Annotated in this window: 14 protein-coding genes and 1 rRNA gene; 7 read left to right on the top strand and 8 right to left on the bottom strand. The window is 34.9% G+C overall.

Going from position 1 to position 18860, the window contains the following annotated elements:
- Nucleotides 1-3 precede the first annotated feature (3 nt).
- Together rrf and D0T08_RS17755 are read left to right on the top strand one after the other, a co-directional pair.
- A 5S ribosomal RNA gene (rrf, locus tag D0T08_RS17760) occupies nt 4-115 on the top strand.
- An 856-nt stretch (nt 116-971) separates the two neighbouring features.
- The gene (locus D0T08_RS17755) at nt 972-3200 is read left to right on the top strand and encodes an LruC domain-containing protein (RefSeq protein ID WP_158561288.1); all 2229 of its coding nucleotides are present in this window, start codon (nt 972-974) and stop codon (nt 3198-3200) included.
- Between the two features lie 177 nt (nt 3201-3377).
- Here D0T08_RS17755 and D0T08_RS17750 read toward each other — a convergent pair whose 3' ends face one another.
- The 3 genes from D0T08_RS17750 to D0T08_RS17740 all read right to left on the bottom strand — a co-directional run bounded on the left by D0T08_RS17750 (nt 3378) and on the right by D0T08_RS17740 (nt 5779).
- A complete protein-coding gene (locus tag D0T08_RS17750; protein WP_116984013.1) occupies nt 3378-5045 on the bottom strand; it encodes a glutamine--tRNA ligase/YqeY domain fusion protein in 1668 nt (555 codons plus the stop codon).
- A 200-nt stretch (nt 5046-5245) separates the two neighbouring features.
- Nucleotides 5246-5416 carry a hypothetical protein gene (locus tag D0T08_RS17745; RefSeq protein WP_158561287.1) on the bottom strand — a complete coding sequence of 57 codons (171 nt, stop codon included), beginning with the start codon at nt 5414-5416 and terminating at the stop codon, nt 5246-5248.
- 33 nt (nt 5417-5449) lie between these two features.
- Nucleotides 5450-5779 (bottom strand): hypothetical protein, encoded by a 330-nt coding sequence (locus D0T08_RS17740; protein ID WP_116984011.1) that lies wholly within the window; start codon nt 5777-5779, stop codon nt 5450-5452.
- A 467-nt stretch (nt 5780-6246) separates the two neighbouring features.
- Between D0T08_RS17740 and D0T08_RS17735 the strand changes: the two genes are divergently transcribed.
- From D0T08_RS17735 to D0T08_RS17725, 3 genes are all read left to right on the top strand, one after another.
- A complete protein-coding gene (locus tag D0T08_RS17735; protein WP_116984010.1) occupies nt 6247-6612 on the top strand; it encodes a VanZ family protein in 366 nt (121 codons plus the stop codon).
- 146 nt (nt 6613-6758) lie between these two features.
- Nucleotides 6759-7649 carry a hypothetical protein gene (locus D0T08_RS17730; protein ID WP_116984009.1) on the top strand — a complete coding sequence of 297 codons (891 nt, stop codon included), beginning with the start codon at nt 6759-6761 and terminating at the stop codon, nt 7647-7649.
- A gap of 42 nt (nt 7650-7691) precedes the next feature.
- Nucleotides 7692-8150: a PA2169 family four-helix-bundle protein gene (locus tag D0T08_RS17725; RefSeq protein ID WP_116984008.1), complete on the top strand. Its 459-nt coding sequence runs from the start codon at nt 7692-7694 to the stop codon at nt 8148-8150.
- Here D0T08_RS17725 and D0T08_RS17720 read toward each other — a convergent pair whose 3' ends face one another.
- From D0T08_RS17720 to D0T08_RS17710, 3 genes are all read right to left on the bottom strand, one after another.
- Entirely contained in the window at nt 8151-10562 is a 2412-nt protein-coding gene (locus D0T08_RS17720) for a penicillin acylase family protein (protein ID WP_116984007.1), read from the bottom strand.
- A gap of 155 nt (nt 10563-10717) precedes the next feature.
- Nucleotides 10718-11047 carry a LytTR family transcriptional regulator DNA-binding domain-containing protein gene (locus tag D0T08_RS28240; protein ID WP_116984006.1) on the bottom strand — a complete coding sequence of 110 codons (330 nt, stop codon included), beginning with the start codon at nt 11045-11047 and terminating at the stop codon, nt 10718-10720.
- A 106-nt stretch (nt 11048-11153) separates the two neighbouring features.
- The gene (locus D0T08_RS17710; RefSeq protein WP_116984005.1) at nt 11154-11831 is read right to left on the bottom strand and encodes a response regulator transcription factor; all 678 of its coding nucleotides are present in this window, start codon (nt 11829-11831) and stop codon (nt 11154-11156) included.
- Between the two features lie 137 nt (nt 11832-11968).
- On the opposite strand from D0T08_RS17710, the gene D0T08_RS17705 reads away from it, so the two are divergent.
- Both D0T08_RS17705 and D0T08_RS17700 read left to right on the top strand, forming a co-directional pair.
- Complete coding sequence (locus D0T08_RS17705) at nt 11969-13897, top strand: histidine kinase (RefSeq protein ID WP_116984004.1); 1929 nt, start codon at nt 11969-11971, stop codon at nt 13895-13897.
- 59 nt (nt 13898-13956) lie between these two features.
- On the top strand, nt 13957-15852 hold the full coding sequence (locus D0T08_RS17700; protein ID WP_116984003.1) for a sensor histidine kinase: 1896 nt from the start codon (nt 13957-13959) through the stop codon (nt 15850-15852).
- Here the strand turns inward: D0T08_RS17700 and D0T08_RS17695 are convergent.
- Both D0T08_RS17695 and D0T08_RS17690 read right to left on the bottom strand, forming a co-directional pair.
- On the bottom strand, nt 15849-17765 hold the full coding sequence (locus D0T08_RS17695; protein WP_116984002.1) for a T3SS effector HopA1 family protein: 1917 nt from the start codon (nt 17763-17765) through the stop codon (nt 15849-15851). The genes D0T08_RS17700 and D0T08_RS17695 overlap by 4 nt on opposite strands.
- Nucleotides 17762-18829, bottom strand: coding sequence for a phosphotransferase (locus D0T08_RS17690; RefSeq protein ID WP_116984001.1), 1068 nt, complete (start codon nt 18827-18829; stop codon nt 17762-17764). The genes D0T08_RS17695 and D0T08_RS17690 overlap by 4 nt, the downstream gene beginning before the upstream one ends.
- Between the last annotated feature and the right edge of the window lie 31 nt (nt 18830-18860).

Raw genomic sequence — 18860 nt, 5'->3', positions numbered from 1 at the left:
CTTCATGGCGTCCATTGGGCGGGTGTTCACCTCTTCCCATCTCGAACAGAGTAGTTAAGCCCCGCACCGCTGATGGTACTGAGTTCATCCTCGGGAGAGTAAGTAGATGCCAGGATTTTATTATAAAAGCTCCAGAAGTAATTCTGGGGCTTTTTTTGTGCCTTAACACCTCTTCTCACCTCGAACAGAGTAGTTAGGCGCGGACGGCCAGTCGGGGGACGCCTAGTCCGGGGACGCCTAGTCCGCACCGCTGATGGTACCGGCAAACGCTTTGTGACAGTGCGACTGCCGGTTCATCCTCGGAAAAGTAAGTAGATGGGCTGGCCGGGGGCGCCTAGCCGTCCACCCAGTTTTTATTACAAAAGACTCTGAGAGAAATCTTAGGGGCTTTTTTTGAATAATAACCGGCAAAATGGTCACAAAAGATGCAGGTTTTCAAATCTTCATAGTCCGATTCCGCAAATTATATAGGTTATGTTTTCTAAAATTCATAGAATTATAAATTTTAGCGCCTATTTTCCTCTTCCATTAATGTCAACATTGGCTCAGATTTAAACAATTTGCAAAATCGTGATACATATGAAATCTAACTATGTAATATGGTTAGTTTGACTCAAGTTCCTGTTTTCTAATTCGGGTAAAGCTTTTTCTCTACAATCCCTTCTATTTTACATAATTCTTCTCTCCCCTACAAATTCGAGTCCAAAAGCTTGAAAATAACCAAATTCCGGCTTGTTTATTCCAAACATCGAAAATCTAAGTTGAGTCTACATTACTATTAGCAACTTTGTATAAATAGTTAGGAAAGAATGTAGCCGTTTAATAAATCTAGTCTTCTTTTTTCCTGTTTTTCTTTTTCCAACTTAAATTTTCAAATCTTTGGTATAAGATTTGGTCGATAAAGCCAATAGTTAAATATTTTTAAATAGGCCACAAGTATTAATTACTTCACTACCATGCGCACAAAATTTATGCACAAAAAATTTAATTTTCATTTTTTTCTATTAGGTTTAACAGGAATTATTCTATGGTGTACAAGCTGCGTCAAGGTAGATTTCTCTAAGGAAACACAAAAAGCTACTCCAAAATTGTTTACTAATGGAGCGACAGTTCCTTCAGACTTTAAGTGGTCATCAGTAAAGACAATAGATTTTAGGGTTACTGTCGATGATAAATTTGCAGGAAAGTATTTTTATCGCCTGGAATTGTTCGACAACGATCCGAAATTGGGAACAAAAGCTAATTTGTTAGGGGCTGGTGTAGCTAAAAAAGGACAGGATTTTACTGGTAAAATAGTAATACCTACCTTATCTCAGTATGTATATCTGAAACAAACTTCACCTGTTGGCATCGTTTCTGTTACTATGCTTAAGACCGCTGGCGTTACTTCGTTAATAGCTTCTCCGAACGGACTTAGAGAAGGCAATATTAGTACATTTTCTTCATCCAGAATAGCATCGCCAACAGATTCTTCATCCAGAATAGCATCGCCAACAGATGTTGTTGTTCCTCCAGCCGCATTACCTTTAACTGGTGGTGCAACAGTTGTAGTAGAATCAGGTAAATCTTACGTGATTAAATCTGGAATTACTTTCACGGGGCAAATCAATGCTAATAATGGCACAACTGGCGTGAAAATCTACGTTGAGGGAACATGGACTAACAAGAGCTATACCATGACCCTGGGTAATAATAACGCTCTTTATACCACTGCTTCAGGTAAAATTGATCTGAACAACGTAATTCAGAATACAGAGGGAGCTTTCTTAAATTATGGAACAGCTTCATTAGCAGATTTAAGTACTTCTAATCAGGCTTTATATGTAAATTATGGAACTTTAACGGCCACAAAGGCTACTTTCTCAAATGGCAGCTTTACTAATTTTGGAACGGCTACATTTCAGAGCTTGAAGAGTACTACAGCAACTACCAAGATTCGGAATGAAGGGAATTTAACGGTAACAACAGCCGATCTTACTAATGCTACTTTAGAAGCCGCGTGTTATACAAAAATAGGAACCTTAATCACAAATACCGCAATCGTCAATGTAATTGACAAGGCCATTTTAACTATTACCAATGTAGATGGTAGTGGAACGAAATATAATATTGCCTCAGGGGGTATTCTGGAAATAACAGGTATTGCAGAGTTTAGCAGTAATAGAAATTATATAAATGGCCCTTCAACGGGTAAGGCTTTGGCTCGCTTAAAAAAGGTAGATGTGACCAAGCAATGGCAGGCAATTACTTATGGTGGTAATCTTGAGGTAGCTTGTTCTGATCATACGCCTAATGGCGAGTGGAGTACCTATTATATTGTAGAGAGCCCTGCAACAATAGTTGCTTTTGACAAATCCACTGTTGTTATTGCAGGAACCACTTGTAACGCAGGTGGAAATAATGACAAGGGAGCAGGTACAACTCCAACTGATCAGACTGTATCAGAGATTAATCTTGGCACATTTTCTTACGCATTTGAAGACAACTGGCCTGAACTTGGTGATTATGATATGAACGATGTTGTTGTGGATATGAATATTGTTAAGTATCAGAATACTTCAAATAAGACAACAAAAGTTATTTTAAAGGGTAGTCTTATCTCTGTTGGAGCTTCTAAGCGTAATTCGATTGCAGTACAATTGGATGGTATACCTACCGGAAGTGTAAAATCAGTTACCTATTCACGTATAAATTTAGTTGGTAATAATTTAAAACTTGGTTCAAATGGGGTAGAATCAGGGCAGACCAATGCTGTAGTGACTATTGTTGACGATGCACACAAGGCTTTTGGAGTTTCAGATACACCATTTATATCTACGCAAAATGGTGGCAGTCATAAGCCCGTAGATGTAGTGATTACTATAGAATTTACCACACCCCTTGATAATTTCACTTATCAGACATTGAATATGTTTATTATCAATAATACCGAGAATAGCACCGGAAGAAGTGAAGTGCATATGGTAGGTTATGCTGCAACAGATAAGATAGATAAACGTTTGATTGAAAACATGACAGGTAGTAAATTATCATCTGACCCATTCAAATCAGTTAATAATGAGCCGTGGGCATTAAGTACGCCTATATCGTTCTCTTATCCGTTGGAAGGGAAAAATGTTAAGGAATCATATACTAAATTTGAAAGTTGGGCGGTCAGTGGAGGAATTAAAGATACAGATTGGTATTTATCGAAAAAATAACACTGTATAAGTATTCTCAAATGATGCTCTTCTCTGCTTAAATGTAGAGAAGGGCATTTCTGGTTTAAAAGCTTAGCTATTTCTTAAATTTTAGACAATGATTTAAATAAGTTATCCAAAAATCATTATACATAATAAGGCCACACTTTTACATGGCCTTATTATTATTTATAAAAATCATTTTCCGGTTTCTTTTGCCCAGGTATCTTTCAAGCCTACTGTGCGGTTGAATACCAATTGAGTGTCAGTTGAATCTTTATCTAAAGAGAAGTAGCCTTTGCGTAAGAACTGGTATCTGGTGCCTACAGTAGCCTCTTTTAGAGATGGTTCAACATAGGCAGTAATAGTTTGTAAAGACTCGTTATTGATATAGTCCTTAAAATCACCTTCTTCATTACCTGGGTCTTCTACTTTGAAAAGACGGTCGTATAATCTTACTTCTGCTTGTAGTGCATTAGCAATTGATACCCAGTGAATCGTTCCCTTTACTGAAATTCCTGAAGTATCTTGTCCACTTTTTGAGTTTTCAATATATGAGCAATGTAATTCTACTACTTCGCCATTTTCATCTTTAATCACCTCATCACAACGAACAATATAGGCACTTTTCAAACGTACCATTTGTCCCGGAGCTAGACGGAAATATTTTTTTGGAGGATTTTCAAGGAAATCATCTTTCTCTATATAAATTTCACGGCTAAACGGAACATTACGCGTACCGCTATCAGGATCTTCCGGATTATTTTCAGTCGTTAAAATTTCTGTTTCACCTTCAGGATAATTTGTAATGACTACTTTTAGTGGGTCGAGTACAGCCATTACTCTGGCAGCTATTTTATTTAGCTGTTCTCTTATACAAAACTCTAATAAACCTACACTTATCAGGTTATCACGTTTTGCTACACCGATTCTATCGCAAAAATCACGAATAGCTTCCGGTGTATAACCTCTACGGCGTAAGCCTGAAATAGTAGGCATACGAGGGTCGTCCCAGCCACTTACGTGGCCTTCATTAACCAATTGTAAGAGCTTACGCTTGCTCATAACTGTATATGTCAGATTCAGGCGGGCAAACTCATATTGTTTCGAAGGGAAAATCTCTAAGTTATCTATACACCAATCATACAATTCACGGTGAGGTACAAACTCTAACGTACAAATAGAGTGTGTAATACCCTCAATCGAGTCTGATTGACCGTGAGCAAAATCATACATCGGATAAATACACCATTTATCACCAGTACGGTGATGTTTGGCAAATTTGATACGATAGATAATAGGGTCACGCATCAGCATATTCGTTGATGTCATATCAATTTTGGCCCTTAATACATGCGTCCCTTCTGCAAATTCCCCATTTTTCATTTTTTCAAACAGGGCTATATTTTCTTCTATGGTTCGATTTCTATACGGGCTGTTAATACCAGGTTCTGTAGGCGTGCCTTTCATAGCTGCCATCTCTTCCGAAGTGCTGTCGTCAACGTAAGCCAAGCCCTTATTAATCAGCTTCTTAGCAAACTCATATAATTGCTCAAAATAATCAGAGGCATAAAATTCATTAGCCCAATTAAAACCTAGCCATTGTACATCGTTTTTAATTGATTCAACGTATTCTGTATCTTCCGTAACCGGGTTTGTATCATCAAAGCGCAAATTCGTTTGTCCACCATATTTCTGGGCAGCTCCAAAATTTAAACAAATAGATTTTGCATGCCCAATGTGAAGATACCCATTAGGTTCAGGAGGGAAACGGGTTAGTACACGTCCGTCGTATTTTCCTGATTCGAGGTCATTCTCAATGATTTGCTCGATGAAGTTTAAAGATTTTTCTGTCGCTTCTGCCATGATTCAATGGTGGTATTGTTGCTATGTCTGCGAATTTAATATTTTTTATTGTAAAGAATTTGAGTTGTATGCCTTACAACGCATTTTATTCATTAAATATTAAAAAAAATTAGAATCATTATATTTATATAATTGAACTTGTTTAACCTTTTAGGGCAAGGATGTAAAATGATACTGTACACCATCGCTCCAAAAGGTTCCTACCGAATTGGTAACCTTTTTTCGGTTCCACTCTGGTGGTTCGGTACCTGCAAACTATCGCTCCCCTCGGTCAGAAAGGTATTCACTGTATTGGCTACCTTTTCCAGTTCTACTCTGGTGGCTGGTACTTGGAAACTATCACTCGCCTCGCTCCAAAAGGTTCCCACCATATTGGTAACCTTTTCTGGCTCCACCTTAGTGGCTTATACTTGGAAACTATCGCTATTGTCTTCCAAAAAGGTTCCCACCACATTGGCAACCTTTTTTGGCTCCGTTTTAGTGGATGGTACTTGCAACTTATCGCTATTGTCATTTAAAAAGGTTCCTACCATATTGGTAACCTTTTTTTGCTCCCTTTTATTGGCTTGTGTTTTGATAGATTCCTGAAAATCCGAATACTTCTCTATCCATTTTACTATGGTAGTAGAAGATACCTCAAAAAAACGGGTAAGGGGCGCATAGATTGCACCTGGCATGCAATAATTGTTCGTCATAGTTACTAATGCCTCTGTCCTGATTTTCTTTTTCTCCATATCAAAAGTGGTTATGTGCATTGTAATCCAAGATTGGCATCCCAGACTTGGCATCTCTTATATTTCCGATTTTGAATTTTGTTTTCAAAGTGTTCAAGGAGTTTTTTAGTATAATCAGACTATTGGAGAGACTTTATATAATGATTACGTTGTTTTGTACTATCAATACTTTCAGGTGCTTTGTCAGATTTTGACAGGGCACTTGATGTAATGAAGCGTTTTATAGTTAATATTTTTCATTTGATTGTTTAGGGTTTTCACTGCTATTTGAAAATGTAGTACTTTGAACAAACCCAAACACCACATTTTTAAAGGAAAGGAATAAGCTAACATTAGATATTTATTAGCAATAATCTTGCAAAACTCTTTTGATTATATTGTTAGTAAAAAAATAATAGTATAACCTGTTTCTTAATTCTATTTGATGTATTTTTAGGACTGTATTTACTAATAAAAAGCCATTCTTAATGAGTTTCAAGTCAGATATTAATCGGTTCTTTTCTAATAAATATTTAGCTTTCACTATCTCATTAGTTATTTTTGTTTTGTGTAGTTTTCCAAGTACACATCTTCCGGTTGCTCCTAGTCTGAATGATAAAGCAGAACATTTTCTTGCCTTTGCAGCATGGGCATTTTGCTGGCAGGGGGCCTTTGGTAAATACACCCAGACTATTCTGTTGGGCTTCCTGTATGGTATACTGATTGAGTTCTGGCAGGCAATACTTCCTGAATCATTTCATCGTAATTTTGATTGGTACGATGCTGTTGCCGATAGTATTGGTGTACTGATTGGAGTTGCTTTGTGGAGAATAAAAGGCCTTTTGAATCTATAAAATAACTACTTTGGCATAATATAGCCTAATTGGGGTGTTAATTCCTCACTTCGCTGTTTATCTATTGTTAAGACATGCTTTAAAAGCTTGATGGAATGCTTTTTTCATAATTATAAGGGATTGAACCCCTTTAAAAATTTAATATTATGAAAAATTACCTTAATAGCATTCTGCTATTGTTGCTATTGGCAACAGTGGCAACGGCCCAGTCTCAGAAAAATACTACTAAGCGTTTTAGTCAGGATTTTGCACTTCAGAATACTGTATCTGCCTCAAGTCTTATGTACCATGTGTTTACTAATTATGAGCAGATGAACTACTTTTTTAAACCTGCGATTATCAACGAAGCTAATGCGGCTCCTGCCATTAGCAGTAAAGATTTTGTGAACAACTTTATAGTAGCTATATCAGGCTCAAAATCAAGCAAAACCAAACCCGTTATCACAACCGTACAGCCTAAGAATAATAGCCTTTATGTGTATTACGAAGAGGTGAAATCATCAGAAAATGATAAATCGGCCGTGGTGGCGGTGGCAAAAGATGATTTTAAAGAAATTGTTTTTGTAGACAGAACTTCTAATAATCAGAAAAGAATTTACTACAACGACGTGCCCCCGACAGTATCGAAAATTGTATTATCTTATTTAGATATGCCATCTTCAGATGCTTATAAGCATGAGTATCAGATTTCGATAGATGAAATGGGTGAGGTGGTTGTAGTAAAAGATGAGAATGGCGAAATTACGAACAGAACTAATTTTACGGTTGATGAAAAAGCCTTTGAAAATTTGAAAGCCAGTACTATTAATTTAGAGAATGGTGGAGAAAAGATAGATAGAAGCTTGGAAAAAGGCAAAAATTATAGAGAAATTCTGTTGTTAGATGATTCTAATCAGGTTGTGTATTCATTAACATGGGATAATACCAATCAGGTTAACGGAGCTACTCAGAAGTTTGTACAAGCTATAGAAAATCTTGTGCCTGAGAGAGCCATCAGCTTTAAGAGAACCAGAAATCTAGAAGTTGCAAGAAATTAATCTGGCAATTAAATATGAGTTATCAACTAAATTCATACGACTATGGAAAACGCGAAAATAGTAAGAGAAGTGAATTATATTATTATTCATAATCTTGATGCCCAAGAGGTGTATAACGATGCTGCAGGCAATGTAGAGAATGATCAATTACGCAAGGCCATGCTCGACGAAGCAGAAAGAAGAGGAGGCTACGCCAGAGAATTGCAACGAGAAATTAAAGATTTAGGCGAGGAAGTAGCAGATGACACCAGTACTGAAGCTGCCTGGCGTAGAATATGGCTCGACCTCAAAGATATATTTACTACAAAAGATGACGTGGCTATTGTAGAAGAGTGTAAAAAAGCCGACGATGAAACTGTCATTGCTTACGATACCATATTGCAGATAGGTGACGGTTTTTTACCCTCGCGAATTTACAATATCATTAAGCAACAACGAAAAGAAATAGGCCTGACTTACCAGGCGCTGTTAAAATTTCACGAATTGCATATTGCCCATTAATCAGGGTCTAAAAACGATTTTCCCTGTTTGTACTTTTTCAATTTCGGTTCTGTTCATTAACTCAGCGCGTGAGCCACCCTCCACAAATAGGCGAGCCTGGTCGTCATAGTGCTTGCTCATAACATTGCCAGACTGGCCTGTAGGTAGTACACTTCTGCCCTGCTTAGGGTTGCCAAAATCAACAATCCGGCGTAGCGCAGGGCCGTAGCTTACTTCATAGTTGCCAGTAGAATCAATCGGAAAATCTAAGTTATTGATGGTTTCTCGCCCACCTGGCGCTGGAAATGGGCCAACATTAAAGAAACTTCCAACTACAGGCAGAATTCCCAGCGGATGTTTATGCGTAAGTGTATGTACATTTTTCCACTGCCATTGGTCTATATTATTACCTAATTGTTTTTCAAGGCTTGCTACTGCATCATTCAAAGACTTGGTGAGCACTTGTCGGCGAGTTTCCCGTTCTTTAGTATGGATATTATCCCACCAAGGAGAATCCTCTTTCTTGATTAAGGCGATCATATTTCTTTTGAAATTGACGTTATGTTCAAGAGCCTTGAAAACTTCATTACCTAGTTCATCTTTTACTGTATTTGCCAGTATATAGTAGACAAATCGGTAGAAAATAGTTGGTTCGACCTCTTCTAAGCCATGTGTGCCACCCCAGGAAATTAGTTTTGCAATTGATTTTTTAGCCAATGGCGATAATTCTTCCGCAAAAATAATAGGGATAATATCTTTTAATAAACCTTTATAACCAGGAGAGGTAACATCGTTAATAATCTTCCGTACTTCTTCTTGTGTCCAGTCTTTTTTATCAGTGAATAATAATTGTTCAATGCGTCGGGCTCTGTCTCCCGGTACATAATAACCGGGTACAAATCCAGTACCCATGTCGGCAGGTTGATTATTAGCAGTATATAAAACTCCTCTCTGTGGATTCAGAATCTGTGGATTTTGCGAGAAATCATACCAACCCGTTGGATCATCGTTACCAGTTGAACCATCTAAAATCAGCATCGAATTTATGTGTGCCGGTCGCTTAGGTAATTTGGCAGCTGCCCACCAGGCAATATTACCTTCGGTATCTGCCCACATAAAATTTAATCCGGGTGCTGCCAGTTTACTTACAGCTTTACTAGCTTCTGTCGCATTTTTGGCATGAGACATCTCGTAAAAAATCTCTAAAAAATGACTTGGAAATTGATTAAATACCCACCACATAGCAATAGGCTCTTTCTGGTCGGCCATTTGGTCAAAACTATCATTCATCAAAATGCCATGACGAGAGCTTTTGATTGCAATTTTTACATCTGTTTCACCTTTTACTTTAATGTTTTCTTCATATACTTTCAAATCTTCCCAGTGATCTTTATACCAAACCTGATTCGGGTTTTGTGGATTTGCTTTTTCTCTGAAAAAATCAACATCATCGTTCTCAAACATGGTTAGCCCCCAACCGCCGTATTGTGAGTGACCTAAAGTTGCCAGAGGCGTTCCGGCTAAGAAATTACCATAGAATTTAAAATTCGGACATTCAATATGGGCTTCGTACCAGACAGAGGGTTGTGAGAAACCAATATGGGTATCGTTAGATAAAATCGGCTTACCAGACTTTGTTTTAGTACCACTAATGACCCAGCCATTGGAGCCATGATAGGGTGGGAAAGGGGCTGTTTTTTCTATATTAGCCAATTGATTAGCCATCATTGCTAAAGCCTTAGCTGCTTTTGCTACAGAATCCCCTGCTTGTACAGGAATAATCGGCTCACCCTTTGGCCATTGAGACCAGACATCTTTCAGATAAGTATCTCCATATTTACTGTGGATTAAAGTAGCAATAGACTCAGACCTGAAAGCTTCGGCAAAAGTGAAACCCATATAGCCGGCAATAATATAAGTATCTTCTATAGTAAAAGGTGTTTTAGGAATACTGGCTAGTGTAAATTCAAGAGGCGTTTTACCTTGTTGAATATATTCATTGATACCTTTAATATAAGCTTCTGAGGCTTTTACAAAAGGGGCATCATGGTTCTTTTTTACTAAAGAGTCAATTGTCCATCTGGCGTGTTTGCGTAAGCCTAGAGTACGGAAGAATTTATCTGAAGCTAGCGCATCTTTACCAAAAAGCTCGGCTAATCTACCATCAGCCAGGCGTCGGAGAAGTTCCATCTGAAACAGGCGGTCTTGCGCATGCACATACCCAAAGGCATAGAATAAATCTTCTTCATTTTGTGCATAGATGTGCGGCACACCATAATCATCATACAAAACCTCAACCGGATTTTTGAGTCCTTTTAATTGTAATTCTGTATTTAAATCAGGTTTAAAGCTATTTAACCAGAGGAAGATGCCAATTGATATTAAAACAACGAGTATTAATAAACCAAATAATATTTTCTTAAAAAGCTTCATTGATGGTAGAGATAAAGGTCTTATATGCAGTAGCTTTCGCTTCTATCAGGCAAGCAATTTAAAAAAAAACTTTTATATCGGAGACAGCAAATTGAAGCGATCATAAAAAAGCACCTTTAAGACTTCTAAAGGTGCTTTTGGCGAGTAGAGATTAATTAGTTTAATTCTCTGAGTCTGGTTTTTATTTCCTTCCTTCGTCTTCGAGACCAGTCGATTGTTTCATTATTTTTTAATAAAAGACCATTGGAAGTTTGCTGAAGCACGTAAGCCAGATTAATTACATTTCTCCTATGAGTTCTTATGAATTGCCCATGAGGAAGAAGCACTTGGAGTACTCTACTTATAGTAAGTGCCACCATATATTGTTTCCCATCGACTAAATAAATAGTTGTATAGTTAATTGAGGCAACTAACTTAATTACGTTAACAGGCTGTACATATAGCTCTCCGGCTATGTGCACACGGTTTGATGGTGCTGTATTCATTTTTTTGGTTTGATGTCAATGATAGCTTAATAAAGCCATCTTTATAAGACTCGATTTTAATAAACAGTGAAATTAAATTATCCGATAATACATATTTTTGCGAGAGTCAGACCAGCTCCCAGCGATGCGCAAAATTGACTATACTTGCTACATTACGCGCATTTAATTTGCGCGTAATGTTTTTCCTATAGGTATCTACCGTAAACTCACTCACACATAGCTTATTCGCAATTTCGAAGGAAGAGAATTCAAGTGCTATCAGTTTAATTACTTCCACTTCTCTGTCTGTAAGGCTGTATCGATTAATTAATTCCTGCTGAAATGGCGTGATAGAATAAACGTAATTATTTTTAAAAGAAAAACAATTCTTCTTACCCTGATGTACCTCTTCAATTGTATTATGAAGTTGAGTACTATTTGATGTCTTTGGCAAAAAGCCATCAGCATCTATCTGAAGTTTTTTAAGTAGATTCAGGCTTATGGAATCATATAGGATTAGAATTTTATTGGCATAGTTGCCTTTTAAATTCTGAATAAACGGGATATTGCCCTGGAATATCAGGTTAAAGTCAATCAACAAAATGTCAGGAGTAGTTTTTTTTAATCCAGCTAGTAGTTCTTGTTGATTATGGGCAATACCCGTTATTTCGAATTTCTCTGATGAAGCAAGGATAATAGATAGTCCTTCCAAAAATAAGGAATAGCTATCTGCAAGGAAAAGTTTGGTTTTGGGTGTCATAGCAAGGGTCATTTTGGAGCCTTCGGTTAATGATACAAAGTTCATAGATACCTCTAAATTGTTCAATACTCCATTACCAGTATATTGTCTACTGTCTTGACAGTATTTTTAATGAAACGAGTAATAAATTATCAAATAAAAATCTGTACTTTCAATGCGAAATTGCTATAGCTTATGACTAAATGAAAAAACTTATACTTTTAACTCTGCTTTGCTTGGGCGTTACTAGCCTATCAGCTCAATCAAAAAAACAAATTGATAGTTTACGCTTGATTTTATCTGCTACAAGTAAAGTTGTTGATACTACATTAGTAAATATTTACTGTCAATTAGGTAAAGAGTTTATCAAACTTAAAAGTGATTCTACTATTTATTATCTACAAAAAGCACTGACTCTTGCAAAAGCGAGTAACTATAACTTGGGCCTATTAAAAACGTATATACAATTTGGACAATATTATTCTATACAATTTTTACCTGCCAAAGCCATAGAGTATTGGTTTAAAGCTTTAGTAATTGCAGAGCGACTCAAATTATCTTCCGAAATAGGATATATAACAAATAGGCTTGCTGAGGCATATATGAGTATGGGCGATTATAATAGGTCTTTAACTTATTTCAAGAAATACGCTGCTATGTGTAAAATAGCAGGAAAAACAGAAGCTTATCTTTTAAGTCTAAATAGCATTGGGACACTCTATTTTAGTAAAAAAGATTATATCCATGCATTGCGTTACTTTAGGTTATGTGATAGCCTTAATAAAGATTTAAATAGTGCTAAAGCCCAGACAGCAGCGCTAATTAATATTGGAAAAACACAGGTTGAATTAAAAAATTATGATGAAGCACTGGAAAGATTTAAAAAAGCTATTAGAATTGAAGATAATTATATCGATAGAATCGCTTTTGTAGGGAATGAAATAGCCAAAGTCTATTTATTGCAAAATAATAATAAAGAAGCACTTAGGTATGCAAACCTGGCTCAAAATAATATAGCAAGAACTAGTGCTAGAATGAACAGAGATTTAGCAAAAACACTCTCTAAAATTCATGAAAGGATTGGAAATTTACATTTAGCTTATAAATATCATAAAGACTATACAAAAATTAGTCTGGCAGAAGACTCTGTAAAAAATGCACAACTTCTTCGTCTGGTTCAGTTAGATTATGAGAATGAAAAAAGTAATGAAAGGATAGCCGGGTTAAATCTGAATATTCAAGAAAGGCAAAGCAGAGGAAGAATGATGACAGGGGGAATGATATCTTTATTATTATTAGTTATAATTATTGCAGTATACTCTCGATCACTTTCTAATAAAAATAAACTGATTGAGATACAAAAAACCGATATTCAACAATTGAATGGTTCACTCGAAAATAAGGTGGCGGTTAGAACGGAAGAATTAATGAATGCCAATAAAGAGCTTATAAAAAAGAACCAGGAGATAAAAGAGGCAATGTTAAAGGGCCAGACAATGGAACGTGAAAGGGTAGCCTCTGAACTGCATGACAATATTGGAAGTACGCTTTCTGCACTAAAGTGGCGTTTCGAAGCTTTAGATAGAAATAGCCTATCAGAAAAGGAGAAGAAAATTTATGATGGTATATTAAGAAATATGCATAAAGCATATGGAGAAATTCGGCTGATTTCTCATAATATGTTACCAGCTGAGTTTGAGGAACGAGGTTTGATAGGTGCCTTAGAGAAATTCGTAACAGATTTGAATACCTCATCTAGCTTATCAAAAACAACATTTTTGCTTGATAATTCAAGTCTATATAAAGTAATTAGACAAGATGTAGCGCTTGAACTGTATATCTGCTGTTTTGAGACTATTAATAACAGTATCAAACATGCCGAAGCAACAGAAGTAGCAGTGATTCTAAGAGAAAAAGAAGGTGGAGATTTAGAAGTAATTGTTAAAGATAATGGTAAAGGCTTTAGTGATACTTTGAATAATAATGGGAAAGGACTCAAAAATATTAATAATAGATTGGAGAGGATAAATGCTAAACTTAGTATTATAAGTGCCGCAAATGAAGGTTCCCGGATAGTCATATCTGTTCCGGAGTCACTATGGGAAACACATAATAATCTTACTTATATTTAAAATAACAAATTTATGACCCTGGAATTTTTACCTTATACCTGACCTTATCCAAATCTATTATGAAAAAGTATGCTTTTTTTCTCATTTTATTGCTGTGCGCAATAAATACTTTTAGCCAACAAATTTATAAGCAAAAAACAGATAGTTTGAAGAAAGTTTTAGCTGGACTTTCTGCACAAGGAGTATCTTTTGCTAGTGATACTATACGGATACAAGTATTGTGTGAGTTAGGGGAAAAAGGGTTAAAGGAAAATGTAGATTCTTCATTATTATTATTAAAGGAAACACTTACTTATTCTCAAAAAATAAATTTTAAAAGAGGGATACTAAAGGCCAATATAATTTTGGCCGACTATTATAAAAGCCAATCTTTAAGGGCATCAGAATATCTTTTTAAAGCATTACACATTGCCGAAGACTTAAAAAGCTATAAAGATTTAATTAAAGTTTACCTTATGATTTCATTTAATTATACTAAGCTTGATGATTTAACGAACGCATTGAAATACTGTAAGCTACATTCAGACTTATGCAATAAATATGGCACAAAAGAAGACTACTTAATGAGTATAAATAACATTGCTATTACATATTTCGAACAAAAAGATTATGAAAAAACACTGGAATACCTTAATAAATGCGAACTCGCTAATAGATTAGTGAAGAGTAATAAAGTAACAACTGCCACTTTAATAAATAGTGCCAAAGTATATATGCAGACCCAACAATATGATTTAGCTTTGGAAAGATTAAAAAAGGCAATTAATATAGACGATGGCTATAAAGATAGAATTACCTTTATAGCGTATGAAATTTCTCAGATTTACCTTTTAAAGGGAGACTTAAATGCCGCACTTTTCTGGGGAGAAAAAGCGTATGATAACAGAGAAACTGCAGATAATATGGTAGTTGCAGAAATCTCTAAAAACTTATCTGATATTTATGTAAAACTAAATAGAAAAGATTTGGCTTTCTCTTATTTGAATAGCTATATTAAAGCCAGGCTTTACGAAGATTCAATTAAGAATTATCAACTCAATAGATTTATTATCCTTGATTATCAATCTGAAAAACAACTTCAACAAATAGAAGGATTGAATATAAAAACAGAAGAACAAAAAAATGAGAATACTATTCTGGCTATTGGTATAATAACTACAATAATCATAATTGCGGTTATTTTACTACTATATAGGTCGTTATTCTATAAAAGCAGACAAATACGATCTCAAAAGGCTATTATAGAAAATTTTAATAAAGATCTAGAAAGAAAAGTACAGGAAAGAACTCAGGAGTTATCAAAGGTAAATGAAGAACTTGTGAAAAAAAATGAGGAAATACTTGAGGCACTATTTAAAGGACAAAGTATTGAGCGTAAAAGAGTAGCGATAGAATTGCATGATAATCTGGGTGGAACGCTATCAGCAATTAAATGGAGACTAGAGGCGCTAAATGGGAGCAACCTGACTGAGAAAGAGAGAAATATATATGATGGAATATTAGGCATGATGAAAAATGCCTATGCCGAAGTACGTCTTATCTCACACAATATGTTACCTGCCGAATTTGAAGAGAAAGGTTTAGTTGAAGCCATCAGAAAACTTTGCAAAGATGTAAATCAAAGCGGCAAACTTCATATTAATCTGATTTCAAAAGGAGACTTTCAAAACCTTGACAAGCGAATTGCTCTGGAATTATATGGTATCTGTATGGAGTTAATTAATAATATTCTAAAACACTCAGAAGCTACTCAGGCAGAAGTTAGATTAACAATTGATGATAAACAGAATACTTTAATAATTAAAGACAATGGAAAAGGCATTTCAAGTACTTCAGCAACAAATGGAACAGGATTGAAGAACCTTAAAGCCCGCCTTGAGGCGATTAATGGAAAGGTTGATTTCAAAAGTAGTAAACTTTGGACTACTGAAATTATAATCGAAATCAATTCTTAACAAAAGTCAAAAGGAAGCGCCCGAAATGATTTTGAATCATATAAACGCAAGAAAAAATATCCTAATAGGGCATATCCATCCTTAATTGTAGCACAAAATTCATCGGTACCTAAAGCATTGCCAAAAGGGCGTTCTACATCAAAATACTCTTTAAGTAGTTCATCAACTATTTTTAATTCTTCTTCCGATAAGATGAATTTATCAGTACTTACTACTTTATCAATTAAATCCTTAAACTTTACTTTTCTCCAGGCATTAGGCCTTCTTTTTATTTCTATGTTAAAAGGGCCACTATTTTTGGCAATTGCTTTTGCTTTTTTAAAGAATTCTACCTTTAGGGTTTGTTTATCCTCCATTTCATTAATTACCCAGCCTAGTTGGTCAATATATTTACTGTCTGGCTTTTCAGGTAATTGATTTAAGGCTCCTTCTAGTGCTCGATAGCTCGTCCTGTAAAGTGTTTCATCTTTGTACGCCCTATATAACTTTCTTAAGAAAAACGCCACACCCAGACGCCCCTCTACGAAAGTTTCATTAAGTGCCACAAATTGATACCCTATTTTATCTGATAAACTATTAACAATGGTTTCATTAAAACTCATCCAATTACAATTAAGAGGATAGTTATATGATTCATTATGATATTTAGCGCCAGCAGTATTTGGATCTCTCATGTAGTCTTTAGGATCATACCAGATAGCTTCTTTACAAAGCATATTTCCAATTTGTACAGCTGTCTGTAAGTATTTTTTTGTTTTACTGTCTCTATTTTCATAAAGCCAATCATTTTTTATAGATAAGTCGCTCGGAGGTGTTATAATCAGCTGTTTATTATATTTGTAAGTCCTTTCGAAAAACCTAAATTCTTCACTATAGTGAAAATTTGAGAATTCATTTACATAGAATCTATTGCTCCAATTAGCATTATTCTTATTAAGCGACTTAATGATGTCATCAACAGTTGGTAATTCTTTTTTCTTTTGAATAGTATGAAAATCAATAATTGCCATAGCAATATGTATGGCACGATAGCTGCCAAAACTTGTATAGCGTCTATCGTCAGGATTTTCGCCAAAGCTAAGGCCCTTAGCAAGGGAGTAAGTATACATAGGAGAATTGTCTACAAAGAATTTTTCGTCAATAAATTCTTTATGAATATCTCTAACTATTTCTAAACAAATAAGAATGTGTTTTCTGGGTAAGTACAGAACACCTACATCAGAATGAGCCTTATAGTCATTTATATCACACAGAAATTTAAATTGAAAGGGGATTCTACTATTATCAAAACTGGTTTGAATAGCTTTAAGAAATTTTGTTATAATTTTTTTGTCAGGATAAAAATTCCAATAGAATCTGATGAAATAATCATCGACAAAGTCATATTTGCCATTTATCCAATTATACCGCTGTTTGTTATCTTCACTCATATCATTAAATGTATGAGTAGGATGAATCTTTTCGGCATTCTGATAGGGTTTGCCATCGAGCGTATTGGTATCGTTTATTAATTCCTTTTCGTAATATCTGCCCTTAGTTTCAAGTTTTTTTATGCTTTCTTTTCTTAAAAGACCAAACTGGCTATCATACTGCCAGTATGAACTCTGCCAGAATAATTCTTTAACAGGTCTGTTTTCTTTAAAATAGCTATTAAAGTCATCAGTAGGAGTATTATCCAGATACAAACTAATATCCTTATCGCAATGACTGTAAATTTTATAAATAAATTGATGTAAAGCATTAGTAATAGTATAATATTCTCTAAATGTACTATAGTATTCTTCGCTTAGTAGTACTCTTACAGCAGTAGAAGAACTCGAATTTGATGATTTAAAAGTAATTGAATTAGCAAAAAAATCTACTTCCTTTATTCGATCTAATATTTCTTGAAGACAGATAGTAACAGATTTCATTGTGGCAGATAGTTTAAATAAAAATTTTCATCATTGTTTCTTTCAATTAGGTCAACCAAATCAAAAACAACTTGATGATCTTCTTGATTACCATTGATTAAAATTTTAACTATATGGTTTTCAATAATGTTGATTACAGCTAATTGAAGAATTTTCTTTAAATAAGGAGTATCAGGTGGGAGCTTAGTAGAAAACTTCTGATGATAATAAGTAGTAATAAGCCTTTTAATGATTTGAAGCGATGCGCTGATTGTAAGATTAGGATTAATCAATGAATTGCCTTTAATCTTCGTGTCTTTAAGAAATATAGAACAAAAAACGGCAACATCCCAGTCACTATCACCAATTGCCGCCATTTCCCAATCAATTAATTTAAAATTACTTGTACGTAGAAATGGATTAAAAATGAAGTTCTGATATTTTGCATCACAATGAATTATTGTTTCGTAGTCTTTCCATTTGATAGCATCAAGAATGTTTTCAATAGATTCTATTTTATCAGCTATATCTCTTAATGATTTGCTTTCTAGTTTTTTTATTCTTTCTAAAAGAAGATTCCTTTCATCCCGAATTAGTAATTTCGGCTTAAATACATGAAAATAACTAGTTAAGTAAGCACTATGATTCTGTAGTTCATTGTGAATATTGAACAGGGTTTCTGCGAACTTATCAATATAGAAGAAACTATTATTCAAATTTAGAAAGATACTACTTTCAATTGCTTCGTAGTCGGCATTCGTTTCAAAAATCAATATATTGTTTGCCGTATCAAAATAATTAAAATCACCTACAGAAGACAAGAAAATAGATTTTTCTTTGAGGAAAGTATAGAAGTCAGCCTCGTTTTTAATAGTTTTTAAGAATCTTTTATCAGTATTATGTGGCTGTTTCAGAATAAGCGTCTTTTGCGGAGATTGTACCTTAAAAACATTATTTCTACTAGTTTTAAAATGCTCTCTTATTTTTAATTTTCCATCCTTTAAAGAACTATATCCAATATTTGTATCCCGATTTGGATGGTTTATTATATATTGAAACACACTATATCCTGTTATAAGCCACATAATTACTTGATTTAAAATACTATTATACGCA

This window comes from Emticicia sp. C21, from assembly GCF_003418935.1.
Taxonomy (GTDB): Bacteria; Bacteroidota; Bacteroidia; order Cytophagales; family Spirosomataceae; genus Emticicia.
This window is presented reverse-complemented; position numbering and strand designations above follow the sequence as displayed.

Coding starts and splice junctions, on each gene's coding strand:
- D0T08_RS17750 (WP_116984013.1), bottom strand. CDS start 5,045: ATGGCAGAAGCGACAGAAAAATCTTTAAACTTCATCGAGCAAATCATT.
- D0T08_RS17755 (WP_158561288.1), top strand. CDS start 972: ATGCACAAAAAATTTAATTTTCATTTTTTTCTATTAGGTTTAACAGGA.
- D0T08_RS17730 (WP_116984009.1), top strand. CDS start 6,759: ATGAAAAATTACCTTAATAGCATTCTGCTATTGTTGCTATTGGCAACA.
- D0T08_RS17690 (WP_116984001.1), bottom strand. CDS start 18,829: ATGTGGCTTATAACAGGATATAGTGTGTTTCAATATATAATAAACCAT.
- D0T08_RS17700 (WP_116984003.1), top strand. CDS start 13,957: ATGAAAAAGTATGCTTTTTTTCTCATTTTATTGCTGTGCGCAATAAAT.
- D0T08_RS17745 (WP_158561287.1), bottom strand. CDS start 5,416: ATGGTGGGAACCTTTTGGAGCGAGGCGAGTGATAGTTTCCAAGTACCA.
- D0T08_RS17725 (WP_116984008.1), top strand. CDS start 7,692: ATGGAAAACGCGAAAATAGTAAGAGAAGTGAATTATATTATTATTCAT.
- D0T08_RS28240 (WP_116984006.1), bottom strand. CDS start 11,047: ATGAATACAGCACCATCAAACCGTGTGCACATAGCCGGAGAGCTATAT.
- D0T08_RS17705 (WP_116984004.1), top strand. CDS start 11,969: ATGAAAAAACTTATACTTTTAACTCTGCTTTGCTTGGGCGTTACTAGC.
- D0T08_RS17740 (WP_116984011.1), bottom strand. CDS start 5,779: ATGGAGAAAAAGAAAATCAGGACAGAGGCATTAGTAACTATGACGAAC.
- D0T08_RS17735 (WP_116984010.1), top strand. CDS start 6,247: ATGAGTTTCAAGTCAGATATTAATCGGTTCTTTTCTAATAAATATTTA.
- D0T08_RS17710 (WP_116984005.1), bottom strand. CDS start 11,831: ATGAACTTTGTATCATTAACCGAAGGCTCCAAAATGACCCTTGCTATG.
- D0T08_RS17695 (WP_116984002.1), bottom strand. CDS start 17,765: ATGAAATCTGTTACTATCTGTCTTCAAGAAATATTAGATCGAATAAAG.
- D0T08_RS17720 (WP_116984007.1), bottom strand. CDS start 10,562: ATGAAGCTTTTTAAGAAAATATTATTTGGTTTATTAATACTCGTTGTT.